At 71.5% G+C, this 14,424-nt stretch carries 12 protein-coding genes; 4 read left to right on the forward strand and 8 right to left on the reverse strand.

From position 1 onward, the window contains the following. The first annotated feature begins 113 nt into the window (after positions 1-113). Positions 114-1,397, forward strand: coding sequence for a salicylate synthase (locus ACWD3H_RS25160; protein ID WP_451956709.1), 1,284 nt, complete (start codon positions 114-116; stop codon positions 1,395-1,397). Between the two features lie 105 nt (positions 1,398-1,502). On the opposite strand, the gene ACWD3H_RS25165 is transcribed toward ACWD3H_RS25160, so the two are convergent. Both ACWD3H_RS25165 and panD read right to left on the reverse strand, forming a co-directional pair. Then, complete coding sequence (locus tag ACWD3H_RS25165; RefSeq protein ID WP_451956710.1) at positions 1,503-3,077, reverse strand: (2,3-dihydroxybenzoyl)adenylate synthase; 1,575 nt, start codon at positions 3,075-3,077, stop codon at positions 1,503-1,505. Positions 3,078-3,080: 3 nt separating this feature from the next. Beyond that, positions 3,081-3,488, reverse strand: coding sequence for an aspartate 1-decarboxylase (panD, locus tag ACWD3H_RS25170; protein WP_451956711.1), 408 nt, complete (start codon positions 3,486-3,488; stop codon positions 3,081-3,083). 78 nt (positions 3,489-3,566) lie between these two features. On the opposite strand from panD, the gene entS reads away from it, so the two are divergent. Further along, a complete protein-coding gene (entS, locus tag ACWD3H_RS25175; protein WP_355559401.1) occupies positions 3,567-4,808 on the forward strand; it encodes an enterobactin transporter EntS in 1,242 nt (413 codons plus the stop codon). A 26-nt stretch (positions 4,809-4,834) separates the two neighbouring features. On the opposite strand, the gene ACWD3H_RS25180 is transcribed toward entS, so the two are convergent. From ACWD3H_RS25180 to ACWD3H_RS25195, 4 genes are all read right to left on the reverse strand, one after another. Then, the gene (locus ACWD3H_RS25180; RefSeq protein ID WP_451956712.1) at positions 4,835-8,236 is read right to left on the reverse strand and encodes a non-ribosomal peptide synthetase; all 3,402 of its coding nucleotides are present in this window, start codon (positions 8,234-8,236) and stop codon (positions 4,835-4,837) included. 86 nt (positions 8,237-8,322) lie between these two features. Continuing rightward, positions 8,323-9,345, reverse strand: coding sequence for a FecCD family ABC transporter permease (locus ACWD3H_RS25185; RefSeq protein WP_451956757.1), 1,023 nt, complete (start codon positions 9,343-9,345; stop codon positions 8,323-8,325). A 2-nt stretch (positions 9,346-9,347) separates the two neighbouring features. Beyond that, the gene (locus tag ACWD3H_RS25190; protein WP_451956713.1) at positions 9,348-10,367 is read right to left on the reverse strand and encodes a FecCD family ABC transporter permease; all 1,020 of its coding nucleotides are present in this window, start codon (positions 10,365-10,367) and stop codon (positions 9,348-9,350) included. A gap of 142 nt (positions 10,368-10,509) precedes the next feature. Then, the gene (locus ACWD3H_RS25195; protein WP_451956714.1) at positions 10,510-10,968 is read right to left on the reverse strand and encodes a DUF1579 family protein; all 459 of its coding nucleotides are present in this window, start codon (positions 10,966-10,968) and stop codon (positions 10,510-10,512) included. Between the two features lie 62 nt (positions 10,969-11,030). Here ACWD3H_RS25195 and ACWD3H_RS25200 point away from each other — a divergent pair, with 62 nt between their 5' ends. Beyond that, on the forward strand, positions 11,031-11,405 hold the full coding sequence (locus ACWD3H_RS25200) for an ArsR/SmtB family transcription factor (RefSeq protein ID WP_451956715.1): 375 nt from the start codon (positions 11,031-11,033) through the stop codon (positions 11,403-11,405). Beyond that, on the forward strand, positions 11,402-11,839 hold the full coding sequence (locus ACWD3H_RS25205; protein ID WP_350923823.1) for an SRPBCC family protein: 438 nt from the start codon (positions 11,402-11,404) through the stop codon (positions 11,837-11,839). The genes ACWD3H_RS25200 and ACWD3H_RS25205 overlap by 4 nt, the downstream gene beginning before the upstream one ends. 387 nt (positions 11,840-12,226) lie before the next feature. On the opposite strand, the gene ACWD3H_RS25210 is transcribed toward ACWD3H_RS25205, so the two are convergent. Next, on the reverse strand, positions 12,227-13,618 hold the full coding sequence (locus ACWD3H_RS25210) for a helix-turn-helix domain-containing protein (RefSeq protein WP_451956716.1): 1,392 nt from the start codon (positions 13,616-13,618) through the stop codon (positions 12,227-12,229). A 358-nt stretch (positions 13,619-13,976) separates the two neighbouring features. Beyond that, positions 13,977-14,405: a nitroreductase family deazaflavin-dependent oxidoreductase gene (locus ACWD3H_RS25215; protein ID WP_350923819.1), complete on the reverse strand. Its 429-nt coding sequence runs from the start codon at positions 14,403-14,405 to the stop codon at positions 13,977-13,979. Positions 14,406-14,424: the final 19 nt, after the last annotated feature.

A 14,424-nucleotide genomic window follows, 5' to 3' on the forward strand; every position in this document is an offset into this window, starting at 1 on the left:
TAGGTTAGCCTTGCCTATTAAATCGGCACAAGGTTAGCCTTACCTAAATTGATCGGATTTTCCGGTCCCTCAGAGGGGTGGATCTTGTGTCGTTTGGCATCAGTACAGATGAGATGCGCACGGAGGTGGTCGTCGACAGCCCGGTCGATCCGCTGCACCTGGTCGCCCGTCTGGCCGGCTCAGGGCTGTTCGACGACTACACCGTGTACGAAAGACCGGGCCTGTGGACCTTCGCGGGCGGGGTGTCCGGCGAGGTGATCCTCGAACCCGGAGTCGTGCGCAGCCGCTGGCTGGACGGGCCTTCCGTGGACGAGGCCTGGTCGGGCCGGCCGGCCGCGGCACTGGAGGCGGTGTTCGGCGCGGCCCCCTGGCCGGCCTGGAACGCCTACGGCTGGATCGCGTTCGAGTTCGCCGCGAGCGACCCGGCGGGCCGGCTCGCCCATCTGATCGTGCCTCGCACCGAGGTGCGCATCGAGGCGGGACGCGCGCTGGTGGTGAGCGCCGACGCCGGCGAGGCCGAGCGGGTCGCCAAGCTGCTGTCCGCCCCCGGCGCGTCCCGGATCGCGGCACCGTCGCCGGTCGACGTGCGCTCCGACGGCGACCACTACCGGTCGCGGGTCGCCCAGGCGATCTCCGAGATCGCCGCCGGGCTCTACCAGAAGGTCATCGTCTCCCGCCGGCTGCCGATCCCGTTCCCCGTCGACGTCGTCGCGACGTACGTGTGCGGCCGTGCCGCCAACACCCCGGCCCGCTCGTTCCTCCTCGACCTGGACGGCTTCCAGGCCACCGGGTTCAGCCCCGAGGTGCTGGCGAGTGTCGACGGGCACGGCACGGTCACGACCCAGCCACTGGCCGGCACGCGAGCCTTCGGCCGGGGGGAGAGCACGGACTCACTGACCCGCCACGAGCTGGAGAGCGACCCCAAGGAGATCTTCGAGCACGCGGTCTCGGTGCGCACCTCGCAGCAGGAGCTGTATCGGGTGTGCGCGCCCGACACGGTCCGGGTCACCGGCTTCATGGCGGTGAAGGAGCGCGGCAGCGTGCAGCATCTGGGCTCCAGTGTCAGCGGCGAACTGGCCCCCGGCCGCACCTGCTGGGACGCGCTCGACGCGCTGTTTCCCGGCGTGACCGCCTCCGGCATCCCCAAGCCGGAGGCGATCGACGCGATCACCCGGCTGGAGGAGCGCCGCGAGCTCTACTCCGGTGCCGTCCTGACCGTCTCGCGGGACGGGTCGATGGACGCCGCCCTGGTGCTGCGTGCCCTCTACGCCGAGAACGGCCGGGCATGGCTGCGGGCCGGCGCCGGCATCGTGTCCGCTTCGACGCCCGAGCGCGAGTACGAGGAGACCTGCGAGAAGCTCTCCAGCATCGCCCCGTACGTGGTCGCGCGCGCATGAGCGCCCGCCCTCGCGCGGGTGAGGGTGCTTTCCTCAGGTCGTGAAAACAGGAGCGCCGCACGCACGAGCCGCCCGGGGGACCGGGCGGCTCGTGCGTGCGGGCGCTCAGCGCAGGCCGGCGGCGAGCTCCTTCTTGCTGACCTTGCCGACCGGGGTGCGGGGGAAGGCGTCGACCAGCTCGACACGATCGGGCCACTTGTATCCCGCCACGCCGCGTTCCTTCAGGAACCGCTTGATCTCCCGCAGCGTCGGCGCCTGGTCCCGCACGATCAGGAAGGCGCAGGTGCGCTCCCCCATCACCGGATCCGGCGCACCGACCACGGCGGCGTCGTGCACCGCGGGATGGGCCAGCAGGTGGTTCTCCAGTTCCTCGGCCGAGATCTTGTCACCGCCCCGGTTGATCTGGTCCTTGACCCTGCCCTCCACGACGAGATGGCCGGAGGGGAGTATCCGCACCAGGTCTCCGCTCCGGTAGAAACCGTCGGGGGTGAAGGAGCGCGCGTTGTGCTCGGGCGCGCGGTAGTAGCCGCGCAGGGTGTAGGGACCGCGGGTGAGCAGCTCGCCGACCTCGCCGGGGGCGACCTCCACGTCGTCGGAGTCGACCACCAGGATCTCGTCGGCCGGCGACAGCGGCCTGCCCTGCGTGGTGTCGACCAGCTCCCGGGGATCGTCCAGGCGGGTGAAGTTGAGCAGTCCCTCGGCCATCCCCAGCACCTGCTGCACCGCACAGCCCAGCACGCCGGGGACCTGCGCGGCCCGCTCGGCCGCGAACTTGGCGCCGCCCACCTGCAGCAGCTCCAGCGACGACAGGTTCTCCTTCGACCAGGACGCCGCCTCCAGCCAGAGCAGCGCGATGGGCGGCACCACCGCGCACACCGTCGCCCTCTCGCGCTCGATGAGGGGGAACGCCTCGTCGGGCGCCCCGGAGGGCGCCAGCACGACCGTGCCGCCCTTGGCGAACACCCCGAGGATGCCCGGGCAGGCGAGCGCGAAGTTGTGCGCGACCGGGAGCACCACGAGGTAGACGGTCTCCCGGGTGAAGCCGCAGACCTCGGCGCTGGCCTCCAGGTTGTAGACGTAGTCGCGGTGAGTGCGCGGGATGAGCTTCGGAAGCCCGGTGGTGCCACCGGAGAGCAGGAACACCCCCACGTCTGCGGGGTCGGGCCGCTCGTAGGACACGTCCGCCCCCGCGCCGGTGCCGAGGTCGGCCAGCGCGCGGAACTCCTGGGCGTCCCCGTCCACCACGACATGTTCCACCGCCAGCGAGCGGGCCAGGTCGCGGTAGTCGAACCCGCCGTGAGTGTCGGGGATGACGTACGCCCTGGCCTCGCTCAGCTCGCACAGGTAGCCGATCTCGCTCCCCCGGTGCGCGGGCAGGGCCAGCACCGGGGCGGCGCCGATCCTGACCAGGGCGAGGAAGACGACGACGAAGGAGGCGGTGTTGGGCAGCTGCACCACGACGCGGTCACCCTGCCGGATGCCCAGCCGCGCGAAGCCGGCGGCGGTGCGTTCGGCGCGGCGATCCAGCTCCGCGTAGGTCAGCCGCTCCTCCCCGGCCACGAGCGCGGTCCGCTCCTTCTCGCCCCCGCTCAGCACGTCGCCGAGCAGCCGGTCGCCCCAGTAGCCCTCGGCCTGGTAGCGCGCCGCGAACTCCTCGGGCCACGAGGTGAACCCCTCCACCGGTCACCGCCCCGCGATCTGGGCCGCCGCGCCGGCGACCGGCTCGGCCGGATCGGAGCCGAGCGCGACGACACGGTTGGCGCCGTCCACGTGGACGACACTGGGCCGGTGCGCCTTCGCCTCCGCGGCGTCGAAGTTGCCGTACGAGATGATGATGACCAGGTGCCCCGGGTGGACCAGGTGGGCGGCCGCGCCGTTGACGCCGATGATCCCGGTGCCGGCCTCACCGGTGATCGCGTAGGTGACGAGACGGGCGCCGTTGTCGATGTCGACGACGTGGACCTGCTCACCCTCGACGATGTCGGCGGCGGCCATCAGCTCGGCGTCGATCGTCAGGGAACCCACGTAGTGCAGGTCCGCCTGGGTCACGGTGGCGCGGTGGATTTTTCCATTCATCAGGACCCGCTGCACTGCTCTGTCCTCTTTCCTTAAGGTCAACTAAGGTTAGCCTCACCTTACTGATTCTGCCTGTCGAGGAGAACCCCGAAGATGTTGCGTCGTCTGGCCATGGACATCAGCCCGCTGAGAACCAGCAGGGCCTTCCGCGACGTGTTCATCGCACGCACCGTGTCGGTCTTCGGCATCGGCATGCTCCTGGTCGCGGTGCCCGTACAGGTCTATGCGATGACCGGATCGACGGTACACGTCGGCGCCGTCTCCTCCGCCGAGGGGTTCGCCCTACTCGCCGGGTTCCTGTGGGGCGGGGTGCTGGCCGACCGGCAGGACCGGCGCCGGTTGATGCTCCTGGCGCGCGGCGCGGCCGGTCTGGGCTTCGCACTGCTGGCACTGAACGCCTTCCTGCCCTCCCCCTCGCTGGCCGCGATCTACCTGCTCGCGGCCTGGGACGGGCTGGCGACCGGTGTCAGCGTCACCGCGCTGCTGGCCGCGACCCCCGCCCTGGTCACCCCGGACAAACTCGTCGCGGCGGGCGCGCTCAACGCGCTGACCGTACGGCTCGGCTCGATGATCTCTCCCGCTCTCGGCGGCCTGACCATCTCGGCGTTCGGCGTCGGCTGGAACTACGCGGCCGCAGCCTTCGGCACCCTGGTCACCCTCGGCCTGCTGACGAGGCTCCCCGCCCTGAGACCGGCCGTCGTGGTCACCGAGAACCCGTTGAGGGCGATCGGCTCCGGACTGCGGTTCGTGGCCACCCACCGCGTCGTCGGCTCGCTCATGCTGCTCGGCCTGCTGTTCATGGTGGCGGGCGGCATCCCGGTGCTCATGCCCGCGTTCGCGACCCTGCAGCTGGGCGGTGGCCCGGCCACTATCGGCCTGCTCTACACCGCGCCGGCCTGCGGCGCGGTGCTCGGCTCGCTCACCAGCGGGTGGGTCGTGCACTCGCGCGCACCGGGCAGGGCGCTGCTCGCCGCCTCGGTCTGCGGCTTCGTGCTCCTGGCCTGCCTCGGACTGGCCGGGCATCCCGCGCTCGCCGTCGCGATCCTCTTCGGGTACGGCTTCGTCGCGTCCATCGAGGAGATCATCCGCTACGGCCTCATCCAGGCGCACACCCCCGACGGCTACCTCGGCCGGGTGAACGCCCTGTGGGCCGCCCAGGAGACCGGCGGCGAGGCCGTCGGCGCGCTCGGCGCGGGCGCGCTCGGCCGTTACCTGGCCCCCGGTACCGCGATCGTCGTGTACGGAGCGGCCAGCGCCGCGCTGGCGCTGGCCCTGGCCCTCACGCTCACCGGCCTGCGCGGTGCGACCCTGGAGAGCGAACCTCAGGACGCCTAGCCGCGCCACCCCGCGGTGACGACCGGTCAGTCGCCTCCGCCGCCCGTGCCCAGGCGCTCGGCGAGCTCGTCCTCGGACATGCCCTCCACCATGAGCCAGATCTCCGCGACCGCCTCCAGCCTGCCGGAGGTCTCCTCCACCTCGGCGAACCGGCGGGCGACACGCGAGACGGTCCGCTCGGTGAACAGCGCCCTCAGCGGCAGGGACGAGGCGTCGAGCGCCTCGCGCAGCCGCGCGATGATGGTGGTGGCCAGCACCGAGTCGCCACCGAGCGCGAAGATGTCGTCGTGCGCGCCGACCCGCGGCACGCCGAGCACCTGGCCGACCACCCGGGCGAGCACCCGCTCCAGCGCCGTGGCCGGGGCGGTGTACGGCGTGCCCGTCTCCCCCGCCTCGGCGGCGACCAGGGCGGCGAGCGCCTTGCGGTCCACCTTGTTGTTGGCCGTGAGCGGCAGCGCGGCCAGGGGCACCAGCAGGTCCGGGACCATGTGCGAGGGCAGCAGCTCCCGTACGTGGGCGAGCAGCTCCGGCGTTCCGGTCTCCATTTCGGGCTCCTCCGCGAGCACGACCGCGGCGGCCAGCCGTGAGCCGGCGAGCAGGCCGACGGCCCTGCGTACCCGGGGGTGGCCCTCCAGCGCGGTCTCGACCTCGCCGAGCTCGATCCGGAACCCGCGCACCTTCACCTGGTGGTCGCGCCGCCCGAGGAACTCCAGCGTGCCGTCCGGCCGGTATCTGGCCATGTCCCCGGTCCGGTACCAGCGGGTGCCCTCGTGCACGACGAAACGGTCGGCGGTGCGCTCGGCGTCGCCGGTGTAGCCGTCCGCGACGCCGGCGCCGCCGATCCACAGCTCGCCCCGCACCCAGTCGGGGCGGTCGCGCCCGATCTCGTCCACGACCCGGCAGGCCACTCCCCGCAACGGCACGCCGTAGGGGACCGCCGTCCAGTCTGCGGGCACCTCGCCGTCGACCTCCAGCACCGTCGAGTGGATGGCCGTCTCCGTCGTACCGCCGAGCGCGACGAACCGGCACCTCGGCGAACGGTCACGCAGCAGCGCGGGCAGGTGGGTGCCGACCCAGTCGCCGCCGAGCAGGACCAGCCGCAGGCTCGGTACGGGGCCGATCCGCAGCAGCATCTCCAGCACCGAGGGCACGCAGTTCAGCACGGTCACCGACCACCGCTCGACCAGCTCGGCCCAGCGGGTGGCGTCGCGCCGCTCGTCCTCTTCCGGGATCACCACGGCGCCACCGCTGGACCAGGGCGCGAACAGGTCGAACACCGACAGGTCGAAGTCGAGGGCCGACACCGCGAGCGAGACGTCCGCCTCACCGAGCGAGAACCGCTCGACCAGGTCCCCGATCGTGTTCATCGCGGCCAGGTGCGAGACCTCCACCCCCTTGGGCTCCCCGGTGGAGCCCGAGGTGAACAGCACGTAGCCGACCTGCCCGGGAGGAACGGGAACCGGTCCTTCCAGCGGCGCGGGGTGCGTCACGGCCGAGGTGAGCGAGACCACGACCCCCGCCGCCTTCAGGATCCTCTCCCGGCGGGCGGCGGGCTGTCCGGACCCGACGGGTACGTACGCGGCACCGGCGGCCAGCGTGCCGAGCACCGCGACGGCCTGGTCGGGTCCCTTGGGCAGTTCGACCGAGACGCGGTCGCCGGGCCGCACCCCCCGCTCGGCGAGGTGGGCGGCGACGCGCAGGGCGCGGTCGGCCAGCTCGCCGTAGGTGAGCGTGCCGTCGGTGCCCCAGTGCAGCGCCGCCAGGTCCGGAGTACGCCGGGCCCGCGCGAAGAACCCCTCGTGCAGCGTCCGCGCGGGTGGCGGCGGCTGGGCGTTGAGCTCGTGCCGCCGGCGCAGCTGGTCCGGCGGGGCACCGATCCCCAGCGGCTCGCTCCAGTCGGCGCCCGGCGCGCCCAGGCGGGTGATCGCGCCCGTGTAGGCGGCGAACATCGCGTCGGCGACGCCGTCGGGGAAAGCCGGATCGCGCACGTCCCAGTTCAGCAGCAGGCCATCGGAGACCTCGGTGACCTGGGCGTCCAGCAGCACCTGCGGCCCCTGAGAGATGATCCATTCCGGCTCGCCGAAGCTGCGCCGCGCCCGCTCCCCGAACAGCTCGCCGAGGTTGAGAGCGCTGGTGTAGACGATCGGGGCCAGCACCTGCTCACCCCGCGCCCGCGACAGGTCTCTCAGCACCTCCACCCCGGAGTAGTCGCTGTGCTCACCGGCCGTGTGCAGCAGCGCCTGCAGCTCGCGGGCGCGCTCGACGAACGGCAGTTCCCGCGACAGGTCCGCCTCCAGCAGGATGGAGCCGGTGAAGTCGCCGACCAGGGCGTCCACGTCGGGGTGGATGGGCTCACGGTGGAAGAGCGGCAGGTTCAGCAGGAAGCGCGGGGTCGCCGACCAGGCCCCCATCACCTCGGCGAAGACCGCGGCGAGCGCCATCGCCGGCGTGACCCCCTCGCGGTGCGCGCGGGCGATCAGCCGCTGCCGGCCCTCGGGGGGCAACCAGTGGTGTTTGCGCACGACCTTCTCCCCCGGGCGCGGCACGATCGGCAGCTCTGGCGGCCCGGACAGCTCGCCGAGCCGCTCGCCCCACCACCTGCGGTCCCGGTCGCGGGCCTTCGCGCGGGGGTCGGCGGCGAGATAGCGCGCGTAGCTGTAGTCGATCGGCGGCAGGTTCTCGCCCTCGTACAGCGCGGCGAGGTCGGCCAGCAGCGTGCGGTAGCTCATCGCGTCGGCGGCGACCATGTCGACGTCCAGGTGCAGCCGCGCGGCCCCGGAGGGCAGCAGGCTCAGCCGCGCGTCGAAGACCCGGCCCGTCTCGATGGGAAGCCGTTGGGTGGACATCTGGGCGCGCAGCCGTTCCAGCTCCTGTTCGGGATCCGGCGCGGCGCGCAGGTCGTGCACCGTGACCGCGGGTCCCGGCCGCTCCGGCAGGACGCGCTGGGTGCCGTCGTCGCAGACGGCGACCCGCAGCATCGGATGCCGCTCGACGAGTGCCAGGACCGCCCTCTCAAGGCGGCCGGGGTCGATCTCGCGGCCGTCGAGCTCCACGTAGAGGTGTGCGGCGACGGAGCCGAGTGACTGGCCTGAGTCGCGGCCGATCCAGTAGGCGTGCTGCATGAGCGCGAGAGGGAACGACTCGCCCGGCTCCGTGGCCTCCCGCTCGGGATCGGGAACGCGGTCCTGGCCTGAACTCGGAACCGGGGTGAGGGCACCGCGTTCGGCGAGTAGCTCCCACCACTCGGCCAGCGTGGGCCGCCGCGCGAGTTCGGCGAAACCGATCTCGACGCCGAGGCGGCGCAGGCGGCCGGTCAATCCCATCAGCTGGATCGAATCCATGCCCAGTTCGATGAGATTGTCGTCCGCCTCCACCGGCTCTCCGAGCAGTTCTGTCAGCGAATCGTGCAGTTCTTCCCTGGTCAGCACAGAGCTCTCCCTAAGTTAGGTAAGGCTAACCTAATTTAAGGATGTTCGGGCGTCAACGCTCGCCTCCGGCCAACCGTGCGACCCGCTCACGCCCGCCCCCGCATCCCCTCGGTCGACAGCAGCCAGATCAGGTAGACGCCGCCCAGCACACCGGTGACCACACCGACCGGCGGCGTGACCGGCAGGTGCAGCGTCGCCAGGTCACTGAGGACGAGCAGCGCCGCGCCCATCAGCGCGGCCGGCACGAGCTGCGTGCCGGGCCGATGGGTGAGCCTCCGCACCAGCTGCGGTGCGGCCAGCGCGACGAACGGGACCGGTCCCACCGCCGCGGTCGCCACCGCCACCAGCCCCACGCCCGTCACCACCAGCGCGGCCCGCGTCCGCTGGACCGGCACACCGAGCGCCTGGGCCGCGTCGTCTCCGAGCTCCCCCATCCGCAGCCGGTGCCCGAACGCCATCGTGACCGGAACGAGCACGGCCATGGCCAGGGCCAGCGGCCACGCGTGCGGCCAGCCCCTGCCGGTCAGGCTGCCGGTGAGCCAGAACGCCGCCTCGTACGCCTCGCGCAGTTCGGCCCGGGTGACGAGGTAGGCGTTGAACGACTCCAGCATCGCGGCTGCGGCGACCCCGACCAGTACCAGCCGGTAGCCGTGCACCCCGCCGCGGTAGGCGACCAGGTAGACGGCGAGCGCGGTCAGCACCGCACCGAGGACGGAGCTGGCCGCGATGGCGGCGGTGCCGCCGCCGACGACCAGGATCTGCAGCAGCGCGCCGGTGGCCGAACCCGTGGTGAACCCGATGAGGTCGGGACTGCCCAGCGGGTTGCGCGTGATGCTCTGGAAGATCGCACCGCTCAGGCCCAGGGCCGCCCCGGCGAGCAGGCCGGTGACGGCCCTGGGCAGGCGCAACGTGAGCACGATGAACTCCGTCGCGCGCTCTCCCCGCCCGGCCAGCGCCTCCACCACCTCGGTGACGGAGACGGGGAAGTCTCCACTGCCGACCACGAGCACCGCCGCCCCCAGCGCGACGCCCGCCAGCACGGCACACACGGCGACGGCCCGCGGCCGCCACCGCACGGACATGCTCCCGACGCGCAGGACACGATTCATGCTCACAGCTGGGGAACCCTTCCGCGACGGACCATCAGTGCCAGCAGGGGGGCGCCCAGGAACGCGGTGACGATGCCCGTCTCCAGCTCGCCGGGCGCCGCGACCACGCGACCGACGATGTCCGCGCCGAGCAGCAGCACCGGCGCCAGCAGCAGCGAGTACGGCAGCACCCAGCGCTGGTCCGGGCCGACCAGCGCCCGGGCCACGAAGGGCACCGCCAGCCCGACGAAGGCGATCGGCCCCACCGCCGCCGTGGCGGCGCCGCACAGCACCACGACCGCCAGCGCCCCCAGCGCGCGGGTCCGGCCCGCGCGTACGCCCAGTGCCTGTCCCGTGTCCTCCCCCAGCGCCAGCGCGTTGAGCGGGCGCGCCAGGCAGAGCGCCAGCACCGTCCCCGCCAGCAGGAACGGGCCGATCTGCGCGAAGACACCGAGGTCGCGTCCGGACAGCGAGCCCACCTGCCAGAACCGGAAGCCGTTGAAACCACGCGGGCTGAGCAGCATCACTCCCGCCGTCAGCGAGCTGAACACCGCGTTGATCCCGGCTCCCGCCAGGACCAGCCGCGCGGGGGTGGCGCCGGAACGGCCGCGCGACCCGATCACGTAGACCAGCAGCGCGGCCCCGGCGGCCCCGAGGAACGCCGCCCACACGTAGACGAGGACCTCGTCCACCCGGAACAGGCCGACCACCGTCACGACCGCCATCGCCGCGCCGCCGTTGACGCCGAGCAGACCGGGTTCGGCCAGGGGGTTACGGGTCAGCGCCTGCATCAGCGCGCCCGCCAGGCCGAGCGCCGCCCCCACGGCCACCCCCAGCAGCGTGCGCGGCAGCCGCAGCTCCTGGATGATCAGCGCGTTCTCCGAGCCGTCGGGAGCGAACATGCCCGAAAGGACCTGGTCCAGCGGGATCTGCTTGGCGCCGATCGCGATGCCTGCCAGCACGGTGAGCAGCAACAGGCCACCGAGCAGACACAGGCCGGTCAGCCGTCTCCGGATATACGCGCTCTTCGCGGGGGGAGCCACAGAGATTAAGTTAGCCTAACCTAACAATAATGGCGACGTACGGCCCCGAGCCTGCTCTTCGGCCTACGCCGCGAGCCGATTGCCGCGGCGCCCCCTTGCCACTTGCCCGGAGCTTGGCGGCGACCCGAGAAGGCGGCCGAGGTCAGGAGACCTTTGCGAAGGTCATGTCCATCCAGTGCCGCCAATCCGAGCCATTGTCGACGCGTTCCCACCTGGCCGTCATGGTGTTGCGATCTTCAGCGATCACCAGTGTGGCCCGTTCTGTTTCGCCGGTGAACGTCCAGACGCCGTCGTCGTTCACGCTCGCCCGCATCGTGACGAAGTTGCCCTGGTTGTCGAAGGAGCGCATGGGATAGGTCCGGGTCGCCGGATCGTAGGGGCCTATCATTTCGATGACTTCGACCTTGTCATCGTTGATGCGCACGTCCACACGGTGGATGAGGAAGAACCCACCCCTCAGCCACTCGTATGTGTCGAATCCGGCGATCTGGATCGCGGGTTCGACCGGAGTGGCGACCGTCCGCCCCTGTGAACGCCACCGGCCGACCAGCGCGTTCAGGCGCTCGTTCTCTGACGTCGAGACTCGATTCTTGTCAGTCATGACGTGTTTCCCCTGATCCGAAAAGTATGTAAGATATTGCTTAAATACTTACAATAGCTCCGGTGGATGCCGCAAGCGGACCTGAGGGAAGGCGGTGGATGGTGGACGAGGCGTTGCGAGCGGTCGCCGACCCGACCCGTCGCACGATCCTCATGCTGGTACGCGACCGCGAAGTATCGGCGGGCGACATCGCCCGGCATTTTTCCGATATCAGCCGCCCGGCGGTCTCCCAGCACCTGCGGATCCTGGTCACAGCCGGGCTCCTCGACATCCGTCGCGCCGGTAACCGGCGTTTCTATCGGCTACGCCCCGAAGGGCTCGCCGAGGCGGCGACGTTCCTGGAGACGATGTGGTCGGCCCCGCTTGGCCGACTCAAGGACGCGGCCGAGCGAGAGGAACGCGTGCGCACCGGTGAGGACGACGTGAAGGGATCATGATGAGCGCCAGGGAGAGCAGGACGATCGAGCAGACGTTGCGCATCCAGGCCCGGCCCGAGACGATCTGGCCGTTCTTCACCGATCCGGCCCGCTTGGCCCAATGGTGGGGTGCGGCAGAACTGGACGCCCGCTCCGGCGGCGCCTTGCGCGTGTACATGCAGGAAGGCCCGCGCCCGGTGATGTGCGGTCAGTTCGTCGAACTCGTGCCCTACGAACGGATCGTCTTCACCTTCGGATGGAAAGCCGCTCCCGGAGTGCCCGACATCCCGCCCGGCAGCTCCCGCGTCGAAATCACCCTCGTCCGGGATGGCGGCGGCACCGAGCTCACCCTACGACACAGCGGCCTGCCACCCCTGCTCGAACACGAGACCGGCCACGGCTGGACGCACCTACTCCACCGTCTCGGCGAAACGGCGGAACGCCAGTACTGCTGACCATCGCAATGCGCACCACCACGCCGAGGCTTGTCTTCGCGCGGCGGGGCTCACCGTCAACGGCGATGTGCCGCTCAGCCTCGGGTACGTCGCGCAGCACACCGACGAGTACGAGGGCGCGTGGTGGTCGGTTGATACACCGCCGTCTCATCCACGGGAAGACGCGCCGCCGCCACAGCCGATCCTGGCCGGCCCGGTATGCCCTCCGCAGAGTCTTGCCGGCGCCTTCGTGTTCGCCACCCTGCTTGCCGGAGGTGCTCTGGCAGCGACCCGGCCGCCCCACCCGGTGTGGCGACTCCCGACACCGAGGGCCGGAACGGGCCCGTCACGACCGGCTCCGTCCCCGCTCGACGCGACGAGCGGGGAGAGATCCGGCCCCGCGGGCGATCAGCCGGCCGCCGCCCCGCGCGAAGCGCCGAGGTGCGCCGGAATCGCGGGAGTCACCACCTCACGCCACGTCGAGCCGGGTGGCGTCTCCATCCGCAAGCAGACCCCCACGGTTTCGAGCGCCCGGCGATAGGCGTTCGTCTGCCTCTCCGGTGATCCGGCCCGCCCCCAGAGGTCGCCGATCTCGCGCCAGAGCCTGGCCGACTGCCTGTCGATGAGGGAGGCCGACGTGGTGGCCGGATCGGCGAGTGCCTCCTGCGCCTCCACCAGCGCCGGGCCGCCGTCTTTGGAGCGTGCCAAGGCGAGCTCGGCCAGGACCACGTACGCCATGGCCGGCACCGCCCCGCGCACACCGACGAGCAGGCCGAGAGCCCGGTCCGACAGGTCGGCGGCGGCGTCCACGTCGCCGGCGCGCAGCCGCACGCGGGAGAGCACGATCAGGCTCCGGGCGTGTTCGACCGCCCCGGGTGACAGGCGCGTGAGGACCTCGGCCGCGGAGGCGGCGAACTCGCCCGCCCGGTCAAGGCCGGCGTCCTCGGGGCTCGCGGCGGTGATCCACGCCCAGCACATCGCGCTCCGGGCGTAGTCGGAGGCCATCTGGGTGGACCGGCCGGCGGCGATGGCGTCCTCCGCGAGCCGCAGGGCCAGCGCGGAGTCCTTCTCCGCCGCGGCCGCGCTGGCCTGCCACAGGCCGAGAACCTCCGGACCGCGGTCGACGGCCTCGGGCATGCCGGACGCCGACAGCACGCGCTCGGCATATGCCAGGTCGATCTCCGTCTCGGCGAGCACCACGGCGAGGTCGAGAGCCAGGGCGCCCTGGTCGAGCCCGAGCCGAACGGCCTGTGCCAGAGCGTTCAGCCCGAGATCCCGGGCGCGTAGCGCGTCACCGGCTCGGTGGTAGCAGCGGCAGAGCGCCACGACGACCGGCAGGTCGGCAAGGCGCTCGGGATGCGCCGCGGCCTCGCGGCGAAGCCGCTCATAGGCCTCGACCGCCTGCGCCGTGTACCCCTGGGCCTCCAGCGCACGAGCCTGGCCGAACCTCGCCTGCGCGGCGAGAGCGGCGTTGTCGTCGCCCGCGGCCCTGACCGTTTCCGCGAAACGATCGGCCGCCACGGCCGGATCCCCGTGACACAACTCCAGCTCGGCGTGGCGCAGGGCGAGCCCGGTGTCGACGCGCTGGTGCGGCTCGATCCCGTGGAGCAGGAACTCGATGCCGCAGCCGAGCCGCTCGGCGAGCAGGCGCGTGACGTTCGGAGTGGGATTCCGCTTCCCTGACTCGATGAGCGAAACATAACTGTCAGACAGGTCTGGCCCGGCCAGCTGCGCCTGGGACATGTGCTTGCTCAACCGCAATCTGCGGATGCGGTCACCGATGCTTGCTTGACTGGCCATCAGCACACCCGTTCCGCCGGCGGCACGATGAGATCCACGCCCCACTCCTTACGCACGGTTTATTGTCAATTACAGTAGATCGTACTGCCCTTTGTGGCCAGCATTGTCGCGGTCCAAATGAGATCACGAACAGCTCACGACCTCGCCCGGCCCCGCCATGAGATCGCAGCCGTGCGCGCGACCACGACGGTCGCGGCCCGTCTCTGACCCCGTCGCGAGATCCCCGGTACAGGTGAGCGGTCATGACCGTTCCCGTCCGCTTTCCGGTGCCACCTCGGTGAGGGCGGCCAGCCGGGACGACGGGAACTCCCGGTCCGCCCCGGTGTCACGGTCATGACCGGGTGACTGGCCTGGGACCTCAGGCAGGTGTGAGGATCACCACCGGGATGTCGCGGTCGGTCTTGCGCTGGTAGCCGGCGTACTCGGCGTGGATGCCGACCATCTGCCGCCACAGCGCGGGCTTCTCCTCGGCGGTCGCGGTCCGCGCGAGTGCCGTGAACGTCTCGGCTTCCACCTGCACCTCGACCTGGGGCAGGACCAGCAGGTTGTGGTACCACAGCGGGTGGCCGGTGGCCCCTCCGTTGGAGGCGACGACCACGTAGGCGTCACCGTCACGGCCGTAGATCAGCGGGGTGCGCCGGCGCACCCCGGACCTGCGGCCGACCGTCGTCAGCAGCAGTGTCGGCCGGCCGTGATAGAGGTGGCCCTCCGCGCCGTTCGACTCGACGTACCTGCGGGCGTGCTTGGCGACCCAACCGGTGGGGGAGTCGGTGATCTCATCGCTCATGCCGCGCACGCTATCGGCC

This window comes from Streptosporangium sp. NPDC002607, assembly GCF_053592655.1.